The 25670-nt window shown below is 51.3% G+C and carries 24 protein-coding genes; 13 read left to right on the top strand and 11 right to left on the bottom strand.

Going from position 1 to position 25670, the window contains the following annotated elements; all coding sequences use genetic code 11:
- Nucleotides 1-2 precede the first annotated feature (2 nt).
- Nucleotides 3-1175 carry an LPS export ABC transporter periplasmic protein LptC gene (lptC, locus tag ACN0IC_RS07390; protein ID WP_416878129.1) on the bottom strand — a complete coding sequence of 391 codons (1173 nt, stop codon included), beginning with the start codon at nt 1173-1175 and terminating at the stop codon, nt 3-5.
- 84 nt (nt 1176-1259) lie between these two features.
- A complete protein-coding gene (locus tag ACN0IC_RS07385; RefSeq protein WP_416878128.1) occupies nt 1260-1889 on the bottom strand; it encodes a ribonuclease D in 630 nt (209 codons plus the stop codon).
- A 206-nt stretch (nt 1890-2095) separates the two neighbouring features.
- Between ACN0IC_RS07385 and ACN0IC_RS07380 the strand changes: the two genes are divergently transcribed.
- Nucleotides 2096-3526 carry a PAS domain S-box protein gene (locus ACN0IC_RS07380; RefSeq protein ID WP_416878127.1) on the top strand — a complete coding sequence of 477 codons (1431 nt, stop codon included), beginning with the start codon at nt 2096-2098 and terminating at the stop codon, nt 3524-3526.
- Nucleotides 3527-3570: 44 nt separating this feature from the next.
- On the opposite strand, the gene ACN0IC_RS07375 is transcribed toward ACN0IC_RS07380, so the two are convergent.
- Genes ACN0IC_RS07375 through ACN0IC_RS07360 form a run of 4 tightly spaced genes read right to left on the bottom strand, consistent with a single transcriptional unit; the run spans nt 3571 to nt 6441 of the window.
- On the bottom strand, nt 3571-4023 hold the full coding sequence (locus ACN0IC_RS07375) for a PaaI family thioesterase (protein ID WP_416878126.1): 453 nt from the start codon (nt 4021-4023) through the stop codon (nt 3571-3573).
- Entirely contained in the window at nt 4020-4478 is a 459-nt protein-coding gene (locus ACN0IC_RS07370) for a PaaI family thioesterase (protein ID WP_416878125.1), read from the bottom strand. The genes ACN0IC_RS07375 and ACN0IC_RS07370 overlap by 4 nt, the downstream gene beginning before the upstream one ends.
- Nucleotides 4475-5623, bottom strand: a complete 1149-nt coding sequence (locus ACN0IC_RS07365) for a serine hydrolase domain-containing protein (protein ID WP_416878124.1) — start codon at nt 5621-5623, stop codon at nt 4475-4477. The genes ACN0IC_RS07370 and ACN0IC_RS07365 overlap by 4 nt, the downstream gene beginning before the upstream one ends.
- The gene (locus tag ACN0IC_RS07360; RefSeq protein WP_416878123.1) at nt 5620-6441 is read right to left on the bottom strand and encodes a bifunctional hydroxymethylpyrimidine kinase/phosphomethylpyrimidine kinase; all 822 of its coding nucleotides are present in this window, start codon (nt 6439-6441) and stop codon (nt 5620-5622) included. The genes ACN0IC_RS07365 and ACN0IC_RS07360 overlap by 4 nt, the downstream gene beginning before the upstream one ends.
- A 62-nt stretch (nt 6442-6503) precedes the next feature.
- Between ACN0IC_RS07360 and arsC the strand changes: the two genes are divergently transcribed.
- The 4 genes from arsC (at nt 6504) to ACN0IC_RS07340 (ending at nt 10799) form a co-directional block, all read left to right on the top strand.
- Nucleotides 6504-6851, top strand: a complete 348-nt coding sequence (arsC, locus tag ACN0IC_RS07355; protein WP_416878122.1) for an arsenate reductase (glutaredoxin) — start codon at nt 6504-6506, stop codon at nt 6849-6851.
- A gap of 129 nt (nt 6852-6980) precedes the next feature.
- Nucleotides 6981-8291, top strand: a complete 1311-nt coding sequence (locus ACN0IC_RS07350) for a hypothetical protein (RefSeq protein WP_416878121.1) — start codon at nt 6981-6983, stop codon at nt 8289-8291.
- 143 nt (nt 8292-8434) lie between these two features.
- Nucleotides 8435-9766: a hypothetical protein gene (locus tag ACN0IC_RS07345; RefSeq protein ID WP_416878120.1), complete on the top strand. Its 1332-nt coding sequence runs from the start codon at nt 8435-8437 to the stop codon at nt 9764-9766.
- A gap of 187 nt (nt 9767-9953) precedes the next feature.
- On the top strand, nt 9954-10799 hold the full coding sequence (locus ACN0IC_RS07340; protein WP_416878119.1) for a hypothetical protein: 846 nt from the start codon (nt 9954-9956) through the stop codon (nt 10797-10799).
- 398 nt (nt 10800-11197) lie between these two features.
- Here the strand turns inward: ACN0IC_RS07340 and ACN0IC_RS07335 are convergent, their stop codons facing one another.
- Entirely contained in the window at nt 11198-11572 is a 375-nt protein-coding gene (locus ACN0IC_RS07335) for a flagellar export protein FliJ (protein ID WP_416878118.1), read from the bottom strand.
- A 359-nt stretch (nt 11573-11931) separates the two neighbouring features.
- On the opposite strand from ACN0IC_RS07335, the gene ctrA reads away from it, so the two are divergent.
- The gene (ctrA, locus tag ACN0IC_RS07330) at nt 11932-12627 is read left to right on the top strand and encodes a response regulator transcription factor CtrA (RefSeq protein ID WP_416878117.1); all 696 of its coding nucleotides are present in this window, start codon (nt 11932-11934) and stop codon (nt 12625-12627) included.
- Nucleotides 12628-12774: 147 nt separating this feature from the next.
- Nucleotides 12775-13716 (top strand): Hsp33 family molecular chaperone HslO, encoded by a 942-nt coding sequence (locus ACN0IC_RS07325; protein ID WP_416878116.1) that lies wholly within the window; start codon nt 12775-12777, stop codon nt 13714-13716.
- An 8-nt stretch (nt 13717-13724) separates the two neighbouring features.
- Here the strand turns inward: ACN0IC_RS07325 and ACN0IC_RS07320 are convergent, their stop codons facing one another.
- The gene (locus ACN0IC_RS07320) at nt 13725-15191 is read right to left on the bottom strand and encodes a TrkH family potassium uptake protein (protein ID WP_416878115.1); all 1467 of its coding nucleotides are present in this window, start codon (nt 15189-15191) and stop codon (nt 13725-13727) included.
- A 169-nt stretch (nt 15192-15360) separates the two neighbouring features.
- On the opposite strand from ACN0IC_RS07320, the gene ACN0IC_RS07315 reads away from it, so the two are divergent.
- Nucleotides 15361-17871, top strand: coding sequence for a DPP IV N-terminal domain-containing protein (locus tag ACN0IC_RS07315; RefSeq protein WP_416878114.1), 2511 nt, complete (start codon nt 15361-15363; stop codon nt 17869-17871).
- A 65-nt stretch (nt 17872-17936) separates the two neighbouring features.
- Here ACN0IC_RS07315 and ACN0IC_RS07310 read toward each other — a convergent pair whose 3' ends face one another.
- Nucleotides 17937-18329, bottom strand: coding sequence for a VOC family protein (locus tag ACN0IC_RS07310; RefSeq protein ID WP_416878113.1), 393 nt, complete (start codon nt 18327-18329; stop codon nt 17937-17939).
- Between the two features lie 86 nt (nt 18330-18415).
- The gene (locus ACN0IC_RS07305; protein WP_416878112.1) at nt 18416-19138 is read right to left on the bottom strand and encodes a hypothetical protein; all 723 of its coding nucleotides are present in this window, start codon (nt 19136-19138) and stop codon (nt 18416-18418) included.
- 36 nt (nt 19139-19174) lie between these two features.
- On the opposite strand from ACN0IC_RS07305, the gene ACN0IC_RS07300 reads away from it, so the two are divergent.
- The 5 genes from ACN0IC_RS07300 (at nt 19175) to purU (ending at nt 23660) form a co-directional block, all read left to right on the top strand.
- Nucleotides 19175-20077: an SDR family oxidoreductase gene (locus ACN0IC_RS07300; protein WP_416878111.1), complete on the top strand. Its 903-nt coding sequence runs from the start codon at nt 19175-19177 to the stop codon at nt 20075-20077.
- A gap of 10 nt (nt 20078-20087) precedes the next feature.
- A complete protein-coding gene (locus ACN0IC_RS07295; RefSeq protein WP_416878110.1) occupies nt 20088-20582 on the top strand; it encodes a hypothetical protein in 495 nt (164 codons plus the stop codon).
- Entirely contained in the window at nt 20579-21010 is a 432-nt protein-coding gene (locus tag ACN0IC_RS07290; RefSeq protein ID WP_416878109.1) for an HIT family protein, read from the top strand. Before ACN0IC_RS07295 ends, ACN0IC_RS07290 begins: the two co-directional genes overlap by 4 nt.
- 128 nt (nt 21011-21138) lie before the next feature.
- Nucleotides 21139-22806: a dipeptidyl-peptidase 3 family protein gene (locus ACN0IC_RS07285; protein ID WP_416878108.1), complete on the top strand. Its 1668-nt coding sequence runs from the start codon at nt 21139-21141 to the stop codon at nt 22804-22806.
- 8 nt (nt 22807-22814) lie between these two features.
- Nucleotides 22815-23660 carry a formyltetrahydrofolate deformylase gene (purU, locus tag ACN0IC_RS07280; RefSeq protein ID WP_416878107.1) on the top strand — a complete coding sequence of 282 codons (846 nt, stop codon included), beginning with the start codon at nt 22815-22817 and terminating at the stop codon, nt 23658-23660.
- On the opposite strand, the gene ACN0IC_RS07275 is transcribed toward purU, so the two are convergent.
- Nucleotides 23657-25597, bottom strand: coding sequence for a transglycosylase domain-containing protein (locus tag ACN0IC_RS07275; RefSeq protein ID WP_416878106.1), 1941 nt, complete (start codon nt 25595-25597; stop codon nt 23657-23659). The genes purU and ACN0IC_RS07275 overlap by 4 nt on opposite strands.
- Nucleotides 25598-25670: the final 73 nt, after the last annotated feature.

Genomic DNA, 25670 nt, shown 5'->3' with positions numbered 1-25670 from the left:
TTCTAATTCCCGTTCTGTATCACGACACGTGTACGACCGCCCGGTCCGCAGTCCCGACCCTGACAATTCCCGGAGAAACGTATGGTCTCCGTTATTGTGTTGTAGGTCAGCTTATCGGTTTTCGCCGTATTGCCGCCGGGTTGTTTGACCAGAACGTCCCCTGTCACCGTGATAAGGTTTTTATCCCGTTCGTAAACACCCCGATTGCCAGTCACATCATTTTCAGCAGTTTTATATCTGAAGTTATCCGTCGCAATGATTTTATTGACCTCACCCAATTGCAAAGATCCATCGGCTTCGGACGTCGCCTCGCTCCTGAATATATTCATCGTATCGGAATAAATCGTCGCTCCATCCTGAGTGACCACCACATCCCCAAACAGGTCGGTTTGTCCGCCGATATAGACCGCGCGATCAGCGGTGATATCAATGGGGCCGTCTCCGCCAAAAGCAAAACTGGATTGACTGTCAGGTGAGCTTCCCTCTTGGCTTATTGACTGGCTTTTGGCCGGATCTTGGCTAATGACGGCGTCCATACCGTCCTTAAAAACAAATTCCTTGTAATTGTCATTGATTTCGAAAGCCCGGCCATTGACCGTTCCGAAATTTCCGGCGCAGGCAATCGGTTCGTCGCCTTCCAGTCTTTTGTCACGCGCGAAAATTCGGGCATGGGTCGTGTCGCAAATATAACCGTCATCTGTTTCCAGATTCACATCCGTGCGAAGGTTCAGGATCTTTTTAACGTCGTCATAAGTTCCCGTATCAGCCAATACGAAAGACGAAGCTGCCTCATCAGCGCGAATAAATTCAAGCACGGGTTTGACAAGCGCCACTTCCGTGCGGTTTGCCATTTTACGTGTGGCCGTGTCTGCGGTCAGATAAAATGGAAGGCCATCAGAGGTTCGTCCGCTGTAACGTGGATTGACCATTTTCACGGATTCGGTTGGATTGGGGTCATCAAAGGTTTTTGTGCCGCTACCGACAAATTGAAAAATCAGAAAAAGAACTAAAAGTCCGGCCAGGCCAATAAGAACCTTGCGAAGGGTCTGAATGCGCTGCGTATGACGGCGGGCCGCCTCCAGCGTTAAAGTGCGTTTAGGCTCCCACAAGCCAAGCGCATCCGCGACGCTGTTATCGCGAGTGGAAGAAGACGGAGATGAACTGACAGCATTCATGGTTTAACGCTATAGGGCAGAGCAAATGCAAAGTGTAGGAGGAAATCCTGCAAATGACGACTTGTTAAGGCAGTTTCTCAGGTCTTAATCGGCCCGGCGCATTCTATGGGAGAAAATATCCACGTCATGCCATCCGCCCAGATCCAGAGCAGCCCGCGTGGGCAAGAAGTCAAAACAGGCTTTGGCCATATCATATCGGTTTTCGCGCATGAGTCTGGCTGATAAAATGGTCTTTAACTGGTGCAGGTACAATACATCAGACGCGGCATAGCTTAGCTGAGCTTCAGACAGCTCGTCAGAGGCCCAGTCGGAACTTTGTTGCTGTTTTGATAAATCGACATTTAAAAGTTCTTTGCAGATGTCCTTGAGGCCATGCCGATCTGTATAGGTCCGCACCAAGCCAGAGGCAATTTTGGTGCAAAATACAGGGCCAACATCTACCCCCAGATCGCGCTTCAATATAGCGACGTCAAATCGGGCAAAGTGATAAAGTGTTTCAACTTCGGGGTTGGAGAGCAGAGCTTTTAAATTCGGTGCATCATAAGTGTCGCGATTCATTTGAACGATATGGGCCTCGCCGTCTCCGCTGGAGAGTTGCACAAGACAGAGTTTGTCCCGCACAAGGGAAAGTCCTTGCGTTTCGGTATCCACGGCAATGGTCTTGCCGAACTCAATATTAGAAGGGATATCCCCTTTATGAAAATGAACGCTCATACATCTTTTCCCTGTCATACATTTGCGATAACCCGTCTATGGGCGGGCCTATTCAATCGCAGATGTAAAAACAATGGGAAATTCTAAATTTGAGGCTCATCACTTGTTTTTACAATGACAGAGAGTTATTCAAGAGTTGACATGCCCGGGGAAGGCTTCATTTAAAATAAAACAAAGCATTTAATAACAAATATGACGCTCCTGCTATGGATAAAAAAATAGAGAATGAAAGTTTTGAAAACTTTCAGAGAAATGCCCCAGCATATGAATTCGACGCCGAATCTGAAACCCTTTTCAATTTGGCGATGTCACAAGGCCGTCTTGCGGTTTGCCTGACGGATCCTGCACAAGAGGACAATCCCATCGTTTTCGCCAATGACGCTTTTGTTGCGTTAACGGGTTATAGTGAAAGCGAGATTTTGGGACGAAATTGCCGTTTTCTGCAAGGCGCCAAATCTGAAACCATGGCCGTCGAAAAAATTCGAGATGCCATTAAGAACCGAAGCAATACTGTTGTTGAACTTCTGAATTATCGCAAAGATGGATCATCGTTTGTAAACGCCCTTCATCTAGGGCCTATTTTCGACAAAGACGGAACGCTAAGATTCTTTTTTGGATCTCAATGGGATATTACCGAAAAAACCGCCTTTAATGAAATGCGCCGGAAACAAGCCCTGGCCTTCGCCAATATAGGCGTCTGGGAATATTATCCGGAAAGCCAGAAAAGCAAGATTGATGAGCAGGTCAATAATCTGTTCGACCTAGAGACGACGTCAGGGGAGGAAGTAGACCTGGAAGTCATAATGAACCGTATACATCCGGATGATGCCAAGCGCGTTTCCAAAAGCATGTCGCAGGCCCTTTCAGACTCAAATTACGAGTTTAAAGAGAAATTTAGAGTGATTGAAACCTCTGGCAATGTGCGATGGCTTCTTGGCATTGCAAGATCATCCGATGGGTTCGAAGGTAAGGGGGAGAAACATCTCATCGGGGTGAATTATGACATCACCACAGAGAAAAATCATGAAGAAGGTCTGGTAAAGGCCAAAGAACAGATCGAATTGACAGCCCGTGAACTGAATCACAGAATTGGTAATCTATTTGCTGTGATTTCCGCTTTGGTTTCTATGGGCGGACGCGAAACGGAGTCCGCTCAGGAAGCGGCAAAAATAACACGCGAACGCATTATGTCTTTGGCAAAAGCGCATGAACTCACCAATGGTCTGGGTCTGCATGTGGAAACCTCACTGCACAAATTTTTTGAAGTCATTTTCGCGACCTATTCTGCTGATGACCGTATTAAATTTTCTGGCGACTCCGTGGCTCTGGATTCAACCTATATGTCCGCCCTGGGTCTTATATTCCACGAATTATCGACAAATGCTGTCAAATATGGGGGCTTATCCAGCGAACATTCCAGTGTGTCCGTGTCATGGTCCGTTGAGCCAGACGATAGGCTCAAGATAATCTGGAAAGAGCAGTCTGAAAAAGGATCAAACCCTCCCGAAAAGAACGGTTTCGGTAGCAGGCTGATCGATACCATGACCAAGAAACTGTCCGGTGAAATGACCTATGACTGGTCCAAGACGGGACTGGTGGCGACCCTTACGATTCCTTTGTCCAAAGCAGATAATTGATAGTCCTAAAGTAAATGAGCAGCTTGGCGTAAAGACTTTAAATTCTATCCGGCTGCCGTCAGGAAATGGCCATGGAGGGTTGCAATAGGCGCATCATAGCTTTCCTGCCAGGCCCGGACGCGGACATTTGCAACACGGCTGCCCTGTTTAAATATATCCGCGCGGGCATAGGTTTCGATCGGTTTGCCGCGGCGCAAATAATCAATACTGATCCCTATCGGTTTTGGAAAAGTTTCAGCCTGACTCCCCATTATGAGCTGCGCAATCGCGCAAACTTCCATAAAGCCTCCAATCCCGCCCCCATGAAGGGCGGGCAGGGTCGGATTGCCAATGTTATCCAGTTTATAAGGCAGAATTAGCGTGAATTCCTCGCCCATGAAGAAAGGCCTCACCCCCAGGGTCTGGGCGTAGGGAATGGACTCCAGAAGCTCTCGAACATCCGGGTGGGACTTGGACGGGTCAGCTGAGTTCTTTGGGGCGTTTTGAGGGCGGCTCATTTGATATCCTCCGCTTTGATGCGCGGGCCGGTCGCCATGAAACAGGCTTGCGCTGTTGCGACCGGGTCATCTTCATCACCGTCATGGGCGACGGCCCGAATAAAGGCGACATGTTTTGTGGCTTTATAGCAATGGGCTTGGGCGATGATGGTTTTTTCCGGCGTGGCCGCGCGCATATAATCAATCCGAAGCGATAAAGTGGCGGTCGCGCCAAGGGTTTCGAATCCCGCCAGCGCCGCTAGTCCGGACGCCTGGTCCAACAAAGTCGTAACTGCGCCGCCATGCAGGACGCCTGTGTTTGTATCGCCGATCAGGTCTTTATTATAGGGCAGAGACATGGTGGCCCGTCCCTTATCGACCGCAACGAATTTCATTCCGAGTTTTTCAGCGTGAGGCGTTCCGGAAATAAATGTAGGCCCCATTTCCCAGAGGCGCTCTAATATCTTGTCACTCATTTTGATAATCCTAAAGCATCATAGGCAGCGTCGATAAGACGGCGGGGGCGCTCGTCTCCGAGCAATGTGTTATGCTGGCGGTTCATGACATAAGCGCCGTGAAGTCCGGTTTTGGGGTCCGCAAACAGACAGGATCCTCCCCAGCCGCTATGCCCGACAGTCTCGTCACTGGGGCCGTAAAAATAATTGGGCGTATTAAGCATGACCCCGGCGGCGAAATTAATCTCAAACGGAAGGACAAGATCGTCTCCGCCTATACGTTTTTGTCGAAAGGCGGACAGAATATCTTCGCTGAGTACAGCTGTGTCTCCGCAGCGGCCATTGACGGCGATCTGCATTAAAGTGGCAAGACCTTTGGCGGTTGCATGACAGTTCGACCCGGCCAGCTGTGCCTCGCGCCAGGCGGCGGCTCCTTTGCCGCCCGGAGAGGCGGCTTTGCTCATAAAGGCGGCTTTTGTTGCCGCGTTCATTTCGCCGAGGTCAGCCATCGCTTTCGGCTTGGCAATCTGAGCGCACCGTTCATGCTCGCTCGCGGGCAAACCAATCCAGACATCCGCGCCGCAAGGCTCTGCCAGTTCTTCGCGTAAAATCCGGCCAAGGTGGCGCTGAGGTTCATCTGCAAGTCGGGCGATCTCTCCGGCGAGAAAACCATAAGTCACCGGGTGGTATCCGGTTTGCGTTCCGGGCTCAAAAATCGGTTTTTGCGCCGCAAGTGTTTTGACCGTTTTCTCCCAGTCAAACCAATCCTCCGGACTCCAGCCCATATCGGAAATCCCTGGCAGTCCGGACTGATGGGACATCATCTGCGCAATCGTCAGGTCTCCTTTGCCGTGTTGGGCAAAGTCAGGCCAGAGCGTGGAAACAGGTTGTTCATATCCGAGCCGGTCTTCCTCGGCGAGCCAGGCGATGACCAGAGCGGCAACGGCTTTCCCGGAAGAGAAAACACTGAACAGAGTATCGTCCTGAACCGGCAGGGTTTTCTGACGGTCACTCCAACCGCCTTTCAGGTCAAGTAAGGTTTCCCCGTTTTTCATCAGACAGAATTGGGCGCCAATTTCATCTGTTTCCTTGAAATTGGTTTTAAAAGCGTCGACTGCAGGCTGCAGACCCTCAATGGAAAATATATCAAAAGGCGTTTCGCTCATAAGTCTATCTTTTTACTCTTAAGGGGCGACGCCTCAATGAGCGCGTCTTGTTTACGTACGAGCGGAAGCTCGCCTGTCTCCAGCTTAATAGCGGCAGACATGACATCAAATATCGAGGAAACAGAAAGTTCCAAGGCTTGGCAGGGCGATAAACCCAGAAGATTATGTGCCAGATAAGTTGCAGCCAAGGCGTCTCCGCCGCCATGAGGAACTTTATCAAACTTTCTGTGCTGGACGAGTGAGATCTCTTCGGGTGTGACCAATAGGGCGCCAATCTCGGCCTGGATGGGGACAGAGGTGACAAGGACATCGGCGGTCCAGGCTTTCGCGGACTTTGCAATCGCTTTGACGCTGTCAGGGTTTTCTCCTGTCAGATAAGATAATTCCCAGACATTTGGCGTCAAAATGTCGGCCAGGGGGAGGAGCTTCGTTCGGATTGATTGCGCGCGGTCTTGGGGTATATAAAGCGCGCCGTTATCGCCGAGAACCGGGTCAATCAGAATTCTGGCGTCTGGATTATCCGCTTTGATATCGCCGATGATACGCGCGCTCAATCCGACATGATCAATATGCCCCATATATCCTGAGAGGACGCCGTCGAATTTAATGCCCTGTTTCTTGATGGCGTCCCACATGTCTTCGAGTTGGGCAAGCTGTGTCGGACCGCCGCCGGGCGGCCCCCATCCGGGGTGCCGCCCCATCAGCGTGGTTGGCAAAACCACGGTCTCAATGCCTAGCCGCCGCAAGCAGAAGGCGCTGGCGGTGGCGCCGACTCGACTGCTCGCCACAAAAGAGGATATTACCAAAACCGTTTTCATTATCCCGTCATGACGTTATGAGGGGGTGAAATCAACACGCATCTGACATCACGAGGCTCTCCATGGAAATTACCATCTACCACAATCCGCGTTGTTCCAAATCTCGGCAGACATTGGCCCTGATTGAAGAGGCCGGTTATGAACCCACTGTTGTGAAATATCTCGAAGATCCGCTGAGCGCGTCAGATATTCAGACCCTCATGACTCGGCTAGGCGTTGGCGATCCACAGGATATCATGCGTAAAGGCGAAGCCGTTTATAAAGAAATGGGCCTCAAAAACGAGACGGACCCGGCAACCCTGCTTCAGGCCATTGTTGATAATCCCAAACTTCTGGAACGCCCTATCGTTGTCCGCGGAAAGAAAGCGATCATGGGCCGGCCACCGGAAAATGTGAAAGACCTGCTGTAAGGTTTGATTAAATAACCGCTAAAAAATCCATCTCTTAAACGGCTTGTTAAGCAAAACAGGGCATTGCTTCATTAACCATAGTCAGGATTCCGTCTTTTTTCGGGAGCCTGTATTTGAGGGGGATGTTTCATGCGTCTTGTTATATGTGCAGTGTCAGCGCTTGCTTTGTCAGGCTGTTCTTGGTTGGGAGGGCTGACAGGAAGCTCTCATCATAAACAGAGCTCATATGGCCAAAAGGGTCATTATGGAGCCTATCAGGCGCAAAGCGCTTATGATCCCTGCCAGGTTTACACGGCACGTTCAGCTGTTCCCCAAGGATGTGATCCGGCCGCCGTGACTGTTGCGACCTCTCAATACGGGGCGACAAACGGATTTCCGCAAGAGCCGCAATTCGGACAGCCCAGTTATACGACGGGCGGATATGGTTCCCATGTCGGATCTGCGGCCCACCAAGGCGCAAACTATCAGGCTCGCGCTCCGCAGCTCCGCAAGCCTAAATTTCGCGGCTCTTTAAGCCTTGGCGCGGAGAAAAGCTTTCAGGGGGATGTGCTGGATTATGCCACCTTTCCGACAAACCCGGAAACCGGCAATCCGACAAACCCGACTTTCGGTTATGACCCGAATGAGTTTAACGAAGGCCGGATAGAGGGCTCCGTCTCTGGTGGATCTGTCACGACCACAACCTATACCGCAGGACCAAGAGATAGAAGTAGCGGAGCACTTTTCGATAGCGTGCATGAACCGACAGTCTCTTTCGATGATGCTTGGTCAACCCCCACGCGCGTCGCAATCGGCGGCGAATTTATCGTGTCAAAGAGAAACACTCTTTTTGCCAGCGCTGGTTACACCAGCTCGGAAGGTAAAACCGGAACAGTCGGAACCGTAAATGCAACGATTTACGAGGATACCGTGACGCAGGAATTTGAAGATGACGGCACCCCTCTTGGAGCGCCTGTCGGAAGTGCGGCCTTCGTGCCTGACGAAGAGATTGCTCGTTTCTCGGCAGATTTTTCCGACATGAAGCGTTACGACTTAGAAGTCGGCGGGCGTCATTATTTCAACTCATTAAACAAGTCAGGCGGGCTGAATACTGTCACACCTTTTGTGGGAGCCTCCGTAGGGGCGTCGCATTACAATGCGGTATCCTACACTACAGATCAGCGTCAGAGATCATACGAACAGGCCTTTAATAATCCTGACGGAGAAGACACGCAGTTTTACAACATTGACGGCAATGAAACGCGGGTCGAACTGTATGACAGTCAGTGGGTGCCGTCGGGTCAGCTTAATGCTGGCGTTGAGTGGCAAGTAACCCCGAAAGTCGGACTGGCTTTTGAAACCGGACTTCGGTTTGAAGGTGCGCGGAAATACACAAATGATGAAAAGGGCGATACAAATATTGCCGTTCCGCTGACAATTCGCGGCAGCTACAACTTCTAACCAAATACGGTCATTGGCCGCAATTAACCTTGTAAATAATTGAAAAATTAAGACTTTGTTTCCGATTTGAAAACCCTTTCTTAAGCATAAGCTGTTTTAAAGTGGGACAGAACAAAACCAGTTTTGGGAAGAGGGAGACCGACATGCGGCTCACAATTTGCGCATTATCTGCTGTAGTATTATCAGGCTGTTCATGGCTCGGCTCAGGCGGTCATCAAGTAGATTACGGATATGCTGGCGGCGCTTACGGCGTTGACTGCGCGCCCATATCACAAGGATATGGCTATACTGCCAGCTACGCCGCGCAGGGATGTGTCCCCACAAATGGGTATGCGGGTTATGGCCAAACTCAATACGGACAAGCAAACTATAGCCAGGCCGGTTACGGACAAGGGCAATATGCCCAGGCAGGCTATGGCCAGACCCAATATGCCCAAGCTGGATATGGGGCTTCCATTGGGGGATATGCTCAACAGGGCTATGGCCAAAGTGGATACGCTCAAGGGCAAGCCGCATACGGGCAAGGCTCCTACGGACAAGGGACTTATGGACAAGGCGCCCAGGTGCAAGGGGCATATGGTCAGGGCAGTGCTTATGGCCAAAACGTTGTCGGAACCCAGCTATCTGACGGTCAATATGTAAATGGGGCCTATGTTCAGAATATTCAGGGCGCGCCAATCTATGTACCGCAGCCTTATGCAGCCAATGGCGTGTGTTGTGACTATCAACCGCCCGTTCGCGTTGAAAGCGCCTGCTGTGGATATCAGGAGCAATTTCATGGCAGTGCGGCCCTACCTTTCGGTCTCGAAGCCGGGATAGGGACGCGTTTCGATATTGATGGAGACCTTTTCAGAGGAAAAGGCCCGGGACCGGCTCTGGACGAAAATGGTCAGCCCGATCCAAACCGTATGGTTTCCGCAACTCCGGCCATCAGCTATAAAGACGCCTTTGAAAATGGCGTAAGTTATGATGTGGCCGCCACATATGACCTTAATCCCTCCACAACCGTTCTGGCGCGGGTCGGTTATTCAGAAGCAGATGGAAAAGATTTCTCACTTGGAGACGCGACAGAGAACGGCGTGACAGCGCCGATAACAGGTCGTCTGTCGGATATGGAGCAATATACGGTTGAAGGCGGCATTCGAAAATATGTCGGCGGCTTCAATAATGGTCTTACGGGACTACGTCCTTATCTCGGCGTGAGCGGTGGGTTTACACACACAAATGATATAACCTTAACGCAAACGTCTCAGGCATTTAACGGCGGAGCCGGCGGAACTGAAACACAACAATATATCGAAGGCGGCTGGGCTCCAACGGCGGCAGGCGTGATTGGGGCAGAATATCAGGTCGGCGCGCGCACTGCGATTGGTGTCGAGACCGGCATACGCTGGACAGATGATCTGGACACGAATGTCCCGTCTGATGATCGTTGGCAGGTTCCGGTCAAATTGCGCGGACGCGTCAGCTTCTAAAAAACACTTTACAGGAATGCTAAAAGCCCGGTTTTTCACCGGGCTTTTTTTTGGGGACCGATCTTAACGTCTGATAAACCATGTTTCCAAGCAGAATATTCAGACTGGTATTGTAGTTGCAATACCAGAACGCAACACACGGATGTGTCCGGCAATTGTGCCAGATTGAAACACAGGGATGAAAACGATGCGGATATTACTTCTCGGCGCAGCAACAATAGCCCTTTCAGGCTGTTCCTTTCTTGGCTTTGGCGGCCACAACCCTCACGCGAATTATCAGGCACATAATGGATATTACGGACATAATACCCACTATGCACCTCAGCCTAAAGCCTGCCAGAGCCATCAATGTCTGGCCCGCTGGAATATCGAAGGTGGTATTGGCCCTGCATTCCCTGTCGACGGCGACGCTGTGACAGGTAGTAAAGCGCATCAGATTGCCGGCAAAGACATAAATAATCTGTCCTGGAACGATATGTACGACACTGGCTACCGCGCTGAACTGGGCGGATCTTATGCCGTAAATCCAAACCGGAAAGTGACGGCGACGGCTTTTGTTGAAAAAGCAGACAGCGCCGGCGTCCAGGATTGGGGACAGGTTTCAACAGGTCAGAATCTTCGCGCCTCATTGTCTGACTATGAATCCTATGGCGGAGAAATTGGTCTGCGCCAATATTTCAAACCGCGCCCGGGTCTCATCCTCAACAGCGTCCGTCCTTATGTAGAGGGACGTCTCGGCGCAACTTACATTGATGATATCTCTGTAGAGAATGCGACAGTGAACGGCGCCGCCGCGCCGACATATAATACACGTTTTTACGACAGCGGCTGGGTTGGCTCTGCCGCCGGTCTCATCGGTGTAGAAACGCCTCTGACGCGTTATTCAACAATCGGTATCGAAACAGGTGTCCGGTATACGCAGGCGCTCGACAGCTCCGAAGCACTTTCTGGCAGCTCGCCGATCGCGGGCACGAATAACAGCCGGGGACGGACCACTATCCCGGTTATGCTACGCGGCCGCTACCGCTTCTAAGAAAGCGGTTTGAACCGAACCCCCACACTCCTTTTGGGGCAAAGGGCTGATCTCACGAGGTGAGACGATGATGGGGCTAAAGCCTTGACGAGGACGAGATGTCTTCGCCAAGGCTTTTTCATATGCGGTAAAGAGAGAAAAACTATCTCTTGTGGTTACCTCTAACTAAAGAGGGCCTTCTTATCCAACCGCCCCTTGGTTGTGAGGAATAAAAACATCTCAAAATAAATGATTGGGGGAGACGGAGACGGAGACAGAGTTGAGAGTTAATAATTTTAGAGGAAGACTTGCTTTCTTACTTCCTGCTTATGTCTCTTTATCCCATAAAAAAACCCGCCACATAAATGGCGGGTTTAAAATCAATGCGTGATTTATTTCTTAGATACGTTGAATTTTCATTATCCGGCGCGGCGCTTCATCGCTTTCTCTGCTTTTTCAGCGAGGCGGCGGGCGCGCACGCGCTCAAAGCTGTCCAGCGAGTCCATGGCAATGCGAAGATCTTCAGACAGGTCGCTGGTCTGGTCGAGGATATCATCCAGAGAACGACGGAGGTTTTCTTTCCGGGCGATGACTGAACTGGCATAAGAGCCATACGCGACATACCCTTCCTTTTGCGCGTTTGGATCCACACTGTCTTCCGGGACGCTATCATTTAGCTTGCGGATCTGACGTTCCAGGTCTTCTCGAGTAGCTTCTAAAACGCTAATACGTTTCTGTAGCTCCGAAATTGCAAATCGCGTTTTCTGGACAGACTTGTCCATAGAATGTGCCATTTTATTCTCCCAACATATTTCTCTTTGATCGCAACCGATCTTCACCACCCTTCGACGTCGAAGGTGACGTCAGATCCGCAAAACTTATCAAGTGATTTGTCGTCCTGACCGTCTTTAGGAGTGTTGTAAGTCAACAGAATTGCGATTCAGTGAAGGGATAGGGTTAAAAAACATTAGGAGGTCTTACCGTCTATTTAGACCTATTAACGGCCATACGCCCATAAAAAGGGGGCTTTTCTGACATTTCAGACAGATTGGTTAATGCTGTTAACATTTGGTTTACGGGATTCCCTTACCGATTGAGTTCCATTAACCATGTCTCGACGGCTAAGAGACAATGATTCGCCTGGGAGGGTAATATGCGAGTACTTTTAATTGAGGATGACAGTGCAACGGCACAGGGCATCGAACTGATGCTCAAGACAGAAGGGTTCAATGTTTACACAACGGACCTAGGAGAAGAGGGCGTCGATCTCGGCAAACTCTATGACTATGATATTATCCTTCTTGATCTCAACCTGCCCGACATGCCGGGCTTCGACGTGCTTAAGACGTTGCGTCTGGCGAAAGTTAATACACCCATCTTTATCCTGTCCGGTACATCCGACATTGATACGAAAGTCCGCGGCCTGGGAACTGGCGCTGACGATTACATGACCAAGCCTTTCCACAAGGATGAATTGGTGGCCCGTATCCACGCCGTTGTTCGCCGCTCCAAAGGTCACAGCCAGTCTGTCATCACAACAGGCGACATCAAAGTGAACCTCGATGCCAAAACAGTCGAAGTCGGCGATCACCGCGTTCACTTGACCGGCAAAGAATACCAAATGCTCGAACTGCTTTCCTTGCGTAAGGGCACAACCTTGACCAAGGAAATGTTCCTGAACCACCTTTATGGCGGCATGGACGAGCCTGAACTGAAAATCATTGACGTGTTTATCTGCAAGCTTCGCAAGAAACTGGCTTCTGCCACGCAAGGCGATCACTATATCGAAACTGTCTGGGGCCGCGGCTATGTTTTGCGGGACCCGTCCAAGGATAAGATGAGCGCTTAAACACGTTTCCATCGAAAAAGATGATAGAGGGACCTCCCACCCTCCTTTTTTGCCTCGCTTTGCCAGCGGGGCTTTTTTGTATCCATTGACCGTTCCTGTGCGCAAGTCTCCCTTGCAAGCCGGAAGCGCAAACCCCACATGAGCGCCATGACCGATACAAACCAACCTACTGCCGAACTCGATAAGTTGACCGACAATGAAGTCACCGTTTTTCAACTGGACGGTCAGCCTGTCAGGGGCCGCGCCGTCCATTTGGGTAAAGCCCTTGATGACGCCTTGACGGGGCCAAAGGGCGAGGCCCGTTACCCGGATGAAATTGCACGCCTATTGGGCGAAGCGATGTTGCTCGGCGCCTTGGTGACTCAGGCTCTGAAATTTGAGGGGCGCTTGGTCGTTCAGTGTCACGGCACGAATGACGGGGCTGTGAGCCTGTTAATGGCGGATTGCACAACCAATGGAGCCATTCGCGGTTATGCCCGCTGGGACGAGGACAAATTGAAGGAAACCAAGCTCGACAACCGTAACCCCGGCGCAGAAACGCTGTTGGGCGGCGGTACGTTCTCCATGACGATCGACCAAGGCCCGGATATGGATCAATATCAGGGACTGGCCGCCATTCAGGGCGAGCGCCTCTCCGACTGCGCGCAGCATTATTTCGAACAGTCCGAACAAATCCCGACGGAAATCCGTCTGGCCGTCGGTCAGGTGCAGGAAAGCGGCGGAAAGCCTCACTGGCGCGGCGGCGGCATGATGATCCAGAAGATTGCCGATGATACGGCACGCGGCGATACACAGGATGCCTGGGATACGGCGCGCTCCTTATTTGGCACGTTAAGCGACGCTGAATTAATTGACCCGGATTTATCCCAGAACAGATTGCTCTTCCGTTTGTTTCACGAAGACGGCGTGCGCATTGTTGAAACGCATAAAATTTCCGGGGACTGCCGCTGCTCTCGCGAGCGTCTGGAAAACACCTTGAAGAGCTTTGAGCGCGACGCGCTGGAAGATATGGCCGAAGATGACCAGACCATAAAAGCCAATTGCGAGTTTTGCGCAACGGATTACGTTTTCAAGCTCAGCGAACTTTGAGGGCTTTTTCAGGTTCTCCAAAATCCTGGGCTGAGCACGACGAGAGCTGTCACGATTTCTAGGCGCCCGATAATCATGGCGGTCATTAAGACCCATTTTGCGCTGCTGGGGAGGGGTTGGTAAGTGCCGGCCGGGCCAATAATTTCGCCGAGACCTGGCCCGACATTTGCAACAGCACTTCCGGCGCCGGACCATGCCGTTAGTGGATCAAGTCCGATAAGAGACAATAAAATCGCGGTGACAGTAAAAGTCAGGAAGAAGAGGAAAAAATAACCGAGAACGGAATAGACGACGGCTTCCGGTAATACCCGCCCGCCATATCGCAACGGCGCCACAGCGTGATTACGGGGCATTTTGAAGAGATAGGCCCGCAACCCTTCGAAAGCGACCTGATATCTGAAGATTTTGATGGAGCAGGCCGTCGAGCCCGCACAGCCGCCAATAAACATGAAACAGAAAAACGCCGCCACGGCAAAAGGCCCCCAAAGATAATAATTCGCCGTCGCATAGCCGGTCCCGGTGATGATCGAGACCGTATTGAAGGTGGATAGCCTTAAAGCATGCCAAAAATCTTCGTTCTCGGCTGAGCCGAACTCTGTTCCGGCCCACAGAAAAAAAGTGATCATCAAGCTGAGGCTGAGAAGAACTGTTATAAACGCTCTGACCTGAGGATCCTTGAACGGCGCTTTGAAATCTCCCCGCGTCATGAGCAGGTAGACGCCGAAGGGGATGCCGCCTGCCATCATGAAGACTATTCCGACCAGATCCGCGCCTTGATCCATAAATCCGCCCATGGACGCATCTGATGTCGAATATCCGCCCGTCGCCACTGTCGTCATGGCATGGGCAAAAGCATCAAATCCGCTCATTCCGGCAAGCATGTAAAAAATCGCGCAGGTTATAGTCAAAGTCAGGTAGATCAAAGAAATTGCCGCGGCGATTGAGGCCGCACGGGGCAGGATTTTTTCGCCCATATCAGAGCTTTCCAGACGGAAAAGCTGCATGCCGCCGACTTTGAGCATGGGGAGAACCGCCATGGCCGTTACGACGATACCGATGCCGCCTATCCACTGCAAAATCGCCCGCCACAACAACACGCCCTTCGGTAAGTCATCCAGCCCTGTCAATATTGTAGCCCCTGTCGTTGTGATGCCGGACGTGGCTTCGAAAAACGCATCCGTCACAGATAGACCCACCGGCTCCATAATGAAGGGGATGGACGAGAAGGCAGAGAGGGCCACCCAGCTTGCCACAGTCAGCAGGAAGGCACCTCTGGCCCGAAGATCCGGCTTGGGTGTGTAATTTGCCAGAGATAATGCCGCGCCGAACAAAGAGGTCAAAATACCAGAAACAGCGAAGGCGCGCCAGGAACGGCCTTCAAAAGCGAGATCCACGCCCATTGGAATGAACATTGTCAAACCCAATATGGCGATCATCAGGCCAATGACAAAAAAGACTGGTCGTAAATCCGGCATTGGGAAACCCTATCCAAAAGCGAAAGACATGCAAAGCAGTAAGCAAAATTTTGCGTAAAAGAGAGGCTATGATTGCGAGAAAAACTTGAATGACCCCGCTGCATGATATTTAACGGAGATAATTCACTTATGACGCGTCCATCGGGGCCGTTTGATACAAGGCTTTGTAATGTCGTCTTTCCGACCAAAATCCAGACGTTTTCCGTTTAATTCCAATTCAAGACATAGAACGACATTGATGGTTGCCCTCGCCGCAGGTTTATCCTTGACGGCTTGCAGTTCTGACGCTCCCAAGACGCCGGACACGACCCCGTCCTCAGCCACACAGGATAGCCTTCAAGCGGCCGCAAGACAGGCTCAAACCCAGCAAAGACCAACGCGATATATTACGCGCGAGCCAGGGGAGGGCTATTTAACGCCAGAAATTATCAACGCGTCCGAGTCCTTGAGCGGCAAAACCTTGTCCAGCCCGAAAATTTCTCCGGATGGGGAATTTATTACAGTGCTTCAAGGGCGTGAAGACGATGCCCGACAGCAGGACCTTTGGGCGTATGATCTGAGCACCGGCGAAGGCCGTCTTCTGGTGAGTTCAACGGATATTCTGGGAGAGCCGGAAGTTCTGTCCGAGGAGGAAAAAAATCGCCGAGAGCGCGCCCGCGAATATGGCAAAGGGATCGTCACCTATTCCTGGGTCGGAGATAATTTATTGTTGTTCCCACTCGGCGGAGACATCTATCTCTATAATCTGGAAACGCAGGAAAGCCAGCAGGTCACGGCCACCAAAGGGTTTGAGACGGATCCGAAGGTCAGCGCGAATGGCCAGAAAGTCGCTTACGTCCGGGACAATGAGCTTTACATCAAGGATATCAAAAGCGGTCTGGAGCGTCAGCTTTCAGATGGGGCAACAGAAACCATTCGGAATGCGACAGCGAGTTTTGTCGTACAGGAAGAACTGGATCGCAATACCGGTTTCTGGCTGTCGCCTCAGGCAAAAAATGTTGCCTATACACAGATCGATGAGTCTGAAATCGCCATTGAAAACCGTCTGGATTTCGGAGCGGACGGTGTAGAAAACATTTCGCAGCGTTATCCTTTTGCGGGCACAGCCAATGCGACAGTGAAACTGGGCGTCGTGAGCGCCGAAGGCGGCAAGACACGTTGGCTCGACTTGGGACCGGAGGAAGATATTTATCTGACCCGTGTCATCTGGGACAAAGACGGCGACTCCCTCGTCGCGGGCATTTTATCTCGTGACAATAAAACCCACACTTTCCGCCGCTATAATATCAAGACCGGTCGGAGTGAGGAAATTTATACAGAAACTTCGCCGACATGGTTGAACATTGGAACGGATCTGAGAGCCGAAAAAGACGGCAGCCTTCTCTGGTCTGCCGAGCGGAATAATTTACGTCAAATTTTCCGGATCGGCACAGAGGGCGAAATAAAAGCCCTGACGCCGGAGACGATGAATGTTCACAACCTTCTCTGCAAGGCGGGCGACACCGGAGATCTCTATGTCTCCGGTTGGCAAGACACACCTCTGGAGCAACATATTTTCAGGATTTCCCAATCTGACGGATCTGAAACGTCAAAGGACATGGAAGAGGACGAGACGCCGGAAAGCGAGGCGAGTGAGAACGAGAGCACTGAAAACGGCGAAAACGAAGACCAAGCCGCCCCTTTTTCTGGAACTGTCACTCAGATCACGACCCGGCCCGGACAGCACTCCGCCCGATTTAATTCTGATTGCTCCCGATTTATCGGGACATTTTCAGGCGTGAACACACCGTCTCAGACACGAGCTTTTGAAGCGGACGGAACGCCCTTGGCTTGGCTGAATGAAAATTCGCTCGATTCAGATCACCCTTACGCGCCTTATCTTGAAAACCACATTACACCTGAGTTTGGCCAGATAACCGGAATAGACGGCACGCCGCTTGATTATATGCTTTTCAAGCCACTTGATCTCAAACCGGGGCAACAACGCGCCAGTATCACCATTGTTTATGGCGGGCCGGGCGTTCAGCGGGTCAAACGTAATTTTCGTAACCAGTTTGCTCAAATGCTAGCCCATCACGGCTTTGTCGTGTTTCAAATTGACGGGCGCGGAGCCACGAATCGCGGCAAAGAATTTGAAGATGATCTTTACAGAGCCATGGGAACCGTAGAAGTCACAGATCAAATTGCCGGGGCAGATTTTCTTAGGGCTCAGAGCTTTATCGATGAAGATCGTATGGGCGTGTATGGATGGTCTTACGGTGGATATATGACCCTTCATATGCTTGGCCAAACCGATATCTATGCCAGCGGCGTGGCAGGCGCGCCTGTCACAGACTGGTCACTCTATGACACGGCCTACACAGAACGCTATCTCGGAAGTCCTGACCCGGAGTCGGAAAACTATACGGAAGGGGCCTATGAAGATGGCAGCGTTTTCGCCCATATTGACGGCCTGACAGAACCGGTTTTGCTGATCCACGGTATGGCCGATGATAATGTTGTTTTCCGCCATTCCATCAAGTTCATGGAGGCGATGCAAATGGCCGGGAAACAGAACCTGCGTCTTATGACGTATCCGGGTGAAAAACACGGTTTTCGAAAAACCGAAAACCGTATCCACCGGGATCGCCAAATTCTCGAATTTTTCCTGGAGACTCTGGATTTGCAGCAAACCCAATAGACTCCAAAATATTAGAACAAAGGGGGCTGAGAGCCCCCTTTGTTTATTTGAAAGATAAGGGTGTTCTAGGCTTCTGCCTGCACTTTTCCGGGCGCGAAAAACGCGATTTTATTTCCGTCCAGATCGCGGATATAGGCCATGTAGAATTGCCCTGTTTCGCCGCGCGGCCCAGGTTCACCTTCGCTTTTTCCGCCCAGCTCAACGGCTTTGTCGTGCAATTCCTTGACTTGTTCCTGATTTTGACATCCCAGCGTAATCATCGTGCCGTTTCCGGCCGTTGCGGGGTTCTCATCATAGGGTTTGCAGACAGCAAACATGGGATCTCCGGACTTACGGCCATATCCGGCAAATCGATCTGTGGCCCATAATTGCTTGGCCCCGAGAGGCTTGAGCAATTCAGCATAAAATTCATTGGCGGCGTCATAATCATTCGTGCCGACGGTTGTATAAGCTAACATTCTGGTCTCCTGTTTGAACCTGTCACTTTAAGACCTGATTGTGACAATATTTTTGTCGGCCTTAAAGAACCAAATCAATATGGAAACTATTCAGCTTTTATAACGGACTCGGATTTCGTCTCTGACACTTCCTGCTTACGAATGGCTTCCCGGATACGTCCGCGCAGAACGGCGGTTTCCACGCTTTCAGGGTTTATCTCCAGGGAAGCTTCGATATCTTCCAGCGCGCCTTTCAGCTTGTCCTGCCTCATACGCGCATCGGCTCTGTATCGCAGCGCGGCGGCGCTTTCCGGATCAAAAACGAGCGCAGACGTCAGGTCTGTTTCCGCGTAATCATATCGCTCTTCCAAACTGTAAGCCCGGGCGCGGGCAATCCGTAAATCGGTATGGTTTTCCTTGAGCTTTAAACCGGCGCTCGCCGAGGCGTAAGCTTTGTTCGGGTCATTGGCGATAAGCCAGAAATTGGCGGCTTCGGCATAAAAATCTGCTCGCATAGCCGGTGTGCCGCCATCAGAGGCCTTGGCAAGTTCGTCCAGACGGTTTGCGGCTTCATCTTCGTGACCTAGCGCGAATAGCGCCATAGCCTCGCAATGTTTGGCCCGCCGCCCGCCGCCTTCTGATCGCCAGATCATCGCTTCTTCAAAAGCAAGATCGGAATCCTCGGCGATGCGCTCCAGACATTCTTTGTGTTTTTTGTCAAAAGCGTCCGTCAGGTCACCTGCGAATGCGGAAGGCGTCACAAAGGTCATTGCCACAACGGACACAGCCGATAAGACTAATGGGATAGAAATAAAAGGGCGTCGAAACATAAGACCGCCTTTATCAAAGGGAGGGGCGGCGCAGCAATGCCGACGCACATTAATTCGCAGACAGCTAAAAAGGGTAAAATGGCTCTCTTATTGGGAGCAGGCTATGTCGCGCGTCATCTTGCGCCTGCTTTGACCGCGAGCGGGTATAAGGTCATAGGGACCACGCGATCCCCAGAGGAGGCGGAAACGCTCAAAACTCTGGGGATTCTGCCTTTGGTCACTGAAGATTTATCTCAGACCCGGTTAAAAGAGGTTTTTCAAAGCGCAGACGTTATAATCTCATCTATTCCGCCCAAGAAATCTACCGATGAGAACGGGTATTATGATCCTGTATTGTCCGCTTTAAACTCCTCCCGGATCGCCGCGAAATGGGTGGGCTATCTTTCTGCGACCAGTGTTTATGGGGACCGGGATGGCCAATGGGTTTTTGAAGGCGAGTCGCCGACGCCGCAATTGAAACGGGGTATGGCCCGGGCCGAAGCCGAAATTGAATGGATAGAGTCGCTCTGGCCCGTCCATATTTTCCGGCTCGCCGGGATTTACGGCCCTGGACGCTCGCCTTTTGAAAAGCTCCGGCAGGGCAAGGCGCGAGCCGTTATCAAAGACGGACATATCGTAAACCGTATCCATGTAGAGGATATTGTCTCGGCGGTAATCGCCTCGATCAATGCGCCAAACCCGCAAAGAATTTATAATCTCGCCGATGGTCATCCGGCCCCGCCGCAAGATGTTCTGGATTTTGCCGCGAAACTTATCAATGTTGAAACGCCGCCGCGTGTCGGATTGGACGATGAAAGCGTGTCTAAAATGGCCCGCAGCTTTTATCGTGAAACCAAGCGCGTGGATAACAGTCGGGCCATGCAGGAATTGGATTGGGCACCCGAGTATAGAGATTATAAAGAGGGCTTAAGGGCCATTATTACGGTGGAAAAAATTTAAGAGAATCTTTTTGAGAGCAGTTATTTTTGCCAGATATAATAATATTGGAGAAGCTTTGGCTGACCAGTCCTGCCTCAAGGCTGGAGGGTTCTCGGTTGAGTTTCATAATTATTTTCACGGTATAAATGATTATCTTTCACTTTTGGCGTTTGGTGGAATGTTGCTGACGATACCAGAGCAAGAATATGCTGAGGCCCAACTATTCTTAAAAGAGATGAAACGTCATCCTTTACCGGCTGATCCGCCGGTGAGGATTAGGCGGTTTGGACTTTGGGGACGGGCCACTGTTTTCTTTGGATTAGGCAATCCTGCAATATTCCTTCCAATTTACTTTTTGAAACCAGACATATTACTCTTTGTAACTATTGTGTTGCATGTAATTTTGTTTTTTATGTTTGGCCCTGTTTCAATCGTTGCCATTTCATTTCATACATTTATCGTTTTGATATTGCTTCACGCGAAATTTGTTGCCCTCCCTAAACTTAGACAGACAGATTTACTATGACACTCCACGCCGAATATGATCCGACCAATGTCTTTGCTAAAATCATTGACGGTGAAGTGCCGTCGGCAAAAGTCCACGAAGATAAAGACACACTCATAATTATGGATGCGTTCCCGCAATCGCGGGGCCACTGCCTCATTATTCCAAAGCGCCCGGTCCGAAACCTGCTGGAGCTGGCGCCAAAAGACATTGGGCGTCTTTTTGGTACGGTTCAGCGCGTCGCTCAGGCCGTGGACAAAGCTTTTAATCCGGACGGTATTGTCGTGACGCAGTTTAACGGCGCCCCGGCCGGGCAGTCGGTTTTCCATCTTCACGTCCATGTCATTCCGAAATTTGAAGGCGAAGCTTTTGCGGGGCATGGCGACGCCAAATCCGGGGATATGGATGCGCTGAAGTTACTGGCCGGAGAAATTGCCGCTCAGCTTTAAAGCTTGGCCTCCTCCCTGTCTGTGATTACTATGCCTTTAATAAGAGGCGGGATGGGCGGTTTTAAACCCAATAACTCCCCATTTTTGCGCCATAGGCGGTCTCGGATAGTAAGATAAAGGATAAATTCATGCGCTCTTCACTTCTCAAATCATCCCTCCTGACCCTCTCGACAGCCGCTTTGATTGCGTCCTGCGCGACGGCTCCGAAAATGATGATGGAAGACGGCACGGAATATGACGTCGCCGCGCAATATGAAAAATTTGCCGAAGTCGAGATGAATCCGGATACAAGCTTTCTGAGTACGTCTCAAAAAGCGGTCGTCAATAAACTCATTGACGCCAGTGATTACCTCTCTCAAATCTACCTTCTACAGCGCGGAACGAATTACCCTGAGCTGAGACAGGAAATTGCGCGAAATGGCTCTGATGCCCAACTCGCCATGTTCGATCTACATTATGGGCCCTGTGACAGCCTTGAGAGCGACTTTGTATTCTACGGCGAGGCGGAGTGTCCTGAAGGCGCAGGCTTCTACCCCAGAGACATGACCCGCCAGGAATTCGAGGACTGGATTGCGGCCCATCCCGAAGACGAAGAGGCTTTTACGTCTGGCTACACCGTCATCCGCCGCACAGAGGACGGCGGCCTGAAAGCTGTGCCTTACCACGTCGAATACGCCGAATATCTGAAACCGGCCGCACAATTAATGCGCGAAGCCGCAGACCTTTCGGAAAATGAAAACCTTACCCGGTTTCTGAATCTTCGCGCGGAGGCTTTCCTGACCGATGATTATTTTGAATCAGAAATGGCCTGGATGGATCTCGACGGGGATATCGAAGTCGCGATTGGCCCTTATGAAGTCTATGATGATGGTCTGTTCGGTTACAAAACAGCTTATGAGAGTTTTGTGACCATCAAAAACCCCGAAGAATCAGCCGCTCTCGCAAAATATAAAAACTATCTCCGCGATATGGAGGCCAACCTACCGGTGGACGAAAGCTATAAGAATTTTTCTCGTGGTTTTGCCTCTCCGATTGCCGTGACTTACCAGGTCCATGGCGGCGGAGACAATGAAAACGGCGTCCAAACCATTGCGTTCAACCTGCCGAATGATGAGCGGGTACGCGAAGCCAAGGGCGCAAAAAAGGTTATTCTGAATAACGTCCTCGGCGCGAAATATGACCGTATTCTTGCTCCGATTGGCAAGCGCGTTCTGGTGCGGGACCAGGCCCAGCTGACGACCAAAAAATATATGAGCTATAATACGCTCTTCCACGAATTGTCGCACTCCCTCGGCCCCGGCAACATTACCGTCGACGGCGAAGACACAACCGTCAGCGCGCAGCTGAAAGAGCTCTATTCCGGTGTTGAGGAAGGCAAAGCCGACGTTATGGGCGCCTATAATATCCTTTATATGATGGAGCGCGGCGAATTACCGGCGTCTGAAAAAGAAGCGTTTTTGGCGACCTATTTCACAGGCCTGTTCCGGTCCATGCGCTTCGGGATTACCGAAGCCCACGCCAAGGGCGCAGCGTTTCAGTATAATTATTACATGCAGACCGGCGCGGCAGAATGGCTCCCCGATCAGGAACGCTACCGTCTTGATTTTGACGTGCTGGAGCAATCTATTTCCGATCTGACCGGAGAGGTTGTGCGCCTTCAGGGCGACGGCAGTTACGAGGCGACAGAAACGTTCTTGCAAACTTATGTGAAACTTGACGAACCCGCCAAGATTGTTCTCGGAGAGCTCGAGGATATTCCTTATGATATTCGCCCGGTCTATCCGTCTGAAATCTAGGCTCTGATGTGTCGGACTATATCTTAACAACGCAGAGCGAGGATCGAACAGGTATCGTCGCCGCTCTCACGCGCTGCCTATCAGACCATGACGGGTTCATTACAGAACTCGCGCAATTCGGGACGCCGTCCTCCGAACGTTTTTATTCGCGTATTTCCTTTCGAATAGGCGATTCCGAATTGCAAAAATTCAAAGAAGCTATTCAGGCGGTGAGCCAGAGCCTTTCCCTGACAACTGAGATTATTCCCGCCAGTTATAAAGTGCCGACTTTAATCATGGTGTCCAAATTCGATCATTGTCTGAACGATCTCATTTACCGCTGGCGAAATAATAGCTTGCCTATCGATATTACCGGAATTGTTTCCAATCATGAAAAGTCCCGGGATTTTATTGAAGCGCTTGGATTAGACTATCATTATATTCCCGTGACGGCATCGACGAAGGATGAAGCGGAAGCCCGCTTGAGAGATTTCATCAAGGAAACACAAACGGAGCTCATCGTTCTCGCCCGCTATATGCAAATTCTGTCGGATAAATTCTGTCAGGACTTTTCCGGCCGGATTATCAATATCCACCACTCTTTTCTGCCGAGTTTCAAAGGCGCAAGGCCTTATCACCGCGCCTATGAAAGAGGGGTCAAGCTGATCGGCGCGACCGCTCACTATGTGACGGCGGATTTGGACGAAGGGCCTATTATCGAGCAGGATGTCGTCAGGGTGAACCATACCATGACCCCGGATAAACTCATTGCTATGGGACGGGACGTCGAATCCCGCGTCCTCGCGAAAGCCGTGAAACACCATGCAGAGCATAGATCTTTTATCAATGGCGGTAAAACTGTGATCCTGCCCTAGGGCAAAGTGTTTTCGATATTTGACAGCAGCGTGTCGAGGGACTGGTTTTTTCTGTCGAGCTGTCTCGAAGGCCAGCTCGGCTGAGAGGCCGCCATTAACTCGGCTTTCGGCCAATATTGCAACGTGCCCTGCATATAGTCATGGAAGATTTCAGCCGGTATCGTACCGCCTGTGACGCGTTTCATCGGGGCGTTTTCATCATTGCCGACCCAGACGCCCGTCACCAGATCAGGATGGTAGCCGACAAACCAGGCATCCCGGAAGTCATTTGTGGTTCCTGTCTTGCCTGCAATATCCCGGCCCGGAATTCGCGCTCTTCCGCCTGTTCCGGCCTCGACGGTGTGAAGCATCAGACGGTTCATCTGCGCCATATGGCTCAAGTCCATAATTGATGTCAGACTGGCCGGGGGAGCGTCATAAAGAGGCGTACCTTCGGCGGTCGAGACAGAGAGAATGCCGTAAGGCTCGGCCATTTTCCCCCAATTGGAAAAGGGCAGATAAGCCCGCGTCAGTTGCAGCGGGGTGGTGGTTTGCGCGCCGAGGGAGACACTTCGAAGAGGCTTTAACGGACCAAGCCCGAACCGCTCTGCTGTTGCGATGACATTCTCCCGTCCGACTTCTTCGGCGAGGGCGACCGCGACCGTGTTAATGGATTTGGCAAAGGCGTCTTCGATTAAAATCTCTCCGGCATATTCCTTTTTGAAGTTTTTCGGCGACCAGCTATCGACACGACTTTTCAGCGTAATCGGCGCGTCGACCCGGATATCCCAGGGACTAATGCCGGCTTCCATCGCGGTAAGGTAGACAAACGGTTTGAAAGCCGACCCGGGCTGCCGTTCGGCTTTAACGGCCCTGTTGAATTGATTTTGGGAATAGGACGCTCCGCCGATCATGGCAATCACCGCGCCGGTGCCGTCCAGACTGACAAGCGCAGCCTGTTCGGCTTTCCGGTCGGCGTCAAGATGGTCGGAGACAGCCTTTTGAGCGTAATTTTGCGCTTCCAGATCCAATGTCGTCTGAACGATAATGTCCTGACCGGGCGGTCCCCCTAAAACGCGTTCAATCTCCGGCCAAATCCAGTCCACGAAATATTGCGCGGAATTATCCGACTGAGGCCGATGGATGCGGATAGGGTGATGTAGGGCTTCCCCGTGCATTTGGGCGTCAATAATATTCTGTTCTTTCAGAATATCGAGCACCACTTTTGTTCGGGTCGAGGCAATTTTCGGATTATTCACGGGATTATAGGCGGAAGGGGCCTTGAGAAGGCCCGCCAGCATGGCCGTTTCGGGGAGGTTCAGTTTAGCCGCCGGCTTGTCGAAATAGCGTTTGGAGGCGGCTTCCAGCCCCCAGGCCCCGCTCCCAAAATAAACTTTGGACAGATAAAGCTCCAGAATTTCATTCTTGGTGAAGCTTCGTTCCAACCAAACCGCCATCATCATTTCCTGCGCCTTGCGGCGGAGGGTTTTATCCGGCGACAGAAAGACATTTTTGGAAAGCTGTTGCGTCAGGGTCGAGCCGCCCTGCACATAGGCTCCGGCTTTTATATTGGCGAAGACGGCGCGGATCAGGGCTTCGGGATCCACGCCAATATGATTGAAGTAACGCTTGTCTTCGACGGCGAGCATGACCAGCGGGATATGAAAGGGGAGCTGCTCAACCTCGACGCGCGGCGCAACCGTCGCGCCGCGAACCAGTATGTCCCGGCCCTGCCGATCCACGACCTGAACGCTGACAGGTCTTTGGTTTTCCCAGAGACGTTTGGGATCGGGCAGGTCATGGGCCGCGATCGCAAAAGCGCCCAGTCCGGCCATACCGCAGAGATACCCCGTCAGGAGGGAGCCTGCCGCGATTACCTTTAAAGCGGACTTTACCTTGGGCGGCAAAGGCGGGGGGCGCCAGTCCGGCAATCGCAATGATGTTAAAAACTTGCGCATGGCACACTTGGAAACAGGGTTAATAAGGCGTTAGCCCTGTTTTGCGCTCTAACCCTTTAAGACGGGTTTAACG

The organism is Litorimonas sp., assembly GCA_029936425.1.
Taxonomy (GTDB): domain Bacteria; phylum Pseudomonadota; class Alphaproteobacteria; order Caulobacterales; family Maricaulaceae; genus Litorimonas.
The sequence above is the reverse complement of the archived record's forward strand: the minus strand, read 5'-3'. Positions and strand labels throughout refer to the sequence as shown.

What these genes read in the sequence shown, in the direction of transcription:
- lptC (WP_416878129.1), bottom strand. Translation starts at nt 1,175, where the DNA reads ATGAATGCTGTCAGTTCATCTCCGTCTTCTTCCACTCGCGATAACAGC.
- ACN0IC_RS07385 (WP_416878128.1), bottom strand. Translation starts at nt 1,889, where the DNA reads ATGAGCGTTCATTTTCATAAAGGGGATATCCCTTCTAATATTGAGTTC.
- ACN0IC_RS07380 (WP_416878127.1), top strand. Translation starts at nt 2,096, where the DNA reads ATGGATAAAAAAATAGAGAATGAAAGTTTTGAAAACTTTCAGAGAAAT.
- ACN0IC_RS07375 (WP_416878126.1), bottom strand. Translation starts at nt 4,023, where the DNA reads ATGAGCCGCCCTCAAAACGCCCCAAAGAACTCAGCTGACCCGTCCAAG.
- ACN0IC_RS07370 (WP_416878125.1), bottom strand. Translation starts at nt 4,478, where the DNA reads ATGAGTGACAAGATATTAGAGCGCCTCTGGGAAATGGGGCCTACATTT.
- ACN0IC_RS07365 (WP_416878124.1), bottom strand. Translation starts at nt 5,623, where the DNA reads ATGAGCGAAACGCCTTTTGATATATTTTCCATTGAGGGTCTGCAGCCT.
- ACN0IC_RS07360 (WP_416878123.1), bottom strand. Translation starts at nt 6,441, where the DNA reads ATGAAAACGGTTTTGGTAATATCCTCTTTTGTGGCGAGCAGTCGAGTC.
- arsC (WP_416878122.1), top strand. Translation starts at nt 6,504, where the DNA reads ATGGAAATTACCATCTACCACAATCCGCGTTGTTCCAAATCTCGGCAG.
- ACN0IC_RS07350 (WP_416878121.1), top strand. Translation starts at nt 6,981, where the DNA reads ATGCGTCTTGTTATATGTGCAGTGTCAGCGCTTGCTTTGTCAGGCTGT.
- ACN0IC_RS07345 (WP_416878120.1), top strand. Translation starts at nt 8,435, where the DNA reads ATGCGGCTCACAATTTGCGCATTATCTGCTGTAGTATTATCAGGCTGT.
- ACN0IC_RS07340 (WP_416878119.1), top strand. Translation starts at nt 9,954, where the DNA reads ATGCGGATATTACTTCTCGGCGCAGCAACAATAGCCCTTTCAGGCTGT.
- ACN0IC_RS07335 (WP_416878118.1), bottom strand. Translation starts at nt 11,572, where the DNA reads ATGGCACATTCTATGGACAAGTCTGTCCAGAAAACGCGATTTGCAATT.
- ctrA (WP_416878117.1), top strand. Translation starts at nt 11,932, where the DNA reads ATGCGAGTACTTTTAATTGAGGATGACAGTGCAACGGCACAGGGCATC.
- ACN0IC_RS07325 (WP_416878116.1), top strand. Translation starts at nt 12,775, where the DNA reads ATGACCGATACAAACCAACCTACTGCCGAACTCGATAAGTTGACCGAC.
- ACN0IC_RS07320 (WP_416878115.1), bottom strand. Translation starts at nt 15,191, where the DNA reads ATGCCGGATTTACGACCAGTCTTTTTTGTCATTGGCCTGATGATCGCC.
- ACN0IC_RS07315 (WP_416878114.1), top strand. Translation starts at nt 15,361, where the DNA reads ATGTCGTCTTTCCGACCAAAATCCAGACGTTTTCCGTTTAATTCCAAT.
- ACN0IC_RS07310 (WP_416878113.1), bottom strand. Translation starts at nt 18,329, where the DNA reads ATGTTAGCTTATACAACCGTCGGCACGAATGATTATGACGCCGCCAAT.
- ACN0IC_RS07305 (WP_416878112.1), bottom strand. Translation starts at nt 19,138, where the DNA reads ATGTTTCGACGCCCTTTTATTTCTATCCCATTAGTCTTATCGGCTGTG.
- ACN0IC_RS07300 (WP_416878111.1), top strand. Translation starts at nt 19,175, where the DNA reads ATGCCGACGCACATTAATTCGCAGACAGCTAAAAAGGGTAAAATGGCT.
- ACN0IC_RS07290 (WP_416878109.1), top strand. Translation starts at nt 20,579, where the DNA reads ATGACACTCCACGCCGAATATGATCCGACCAATGTCTTTGCTAAAATC.
- ACN0IC_RS07285 (WP_416878108.1), top strand. Translation starts at nt 21,139, where the DNA reads ATGCGCTCTTCACTTCTCAAATCATCCCTCCTGACCCTCTCGACAGCC.
- ACN0IC_RS07275 (WP_416878106.1), bottom strand. Translation starts at nt 25,597, where the DNA reads ATGCGCAAGTTTTTAACATCATTGCGATTGCCGGACTGGCGCCCCCCG.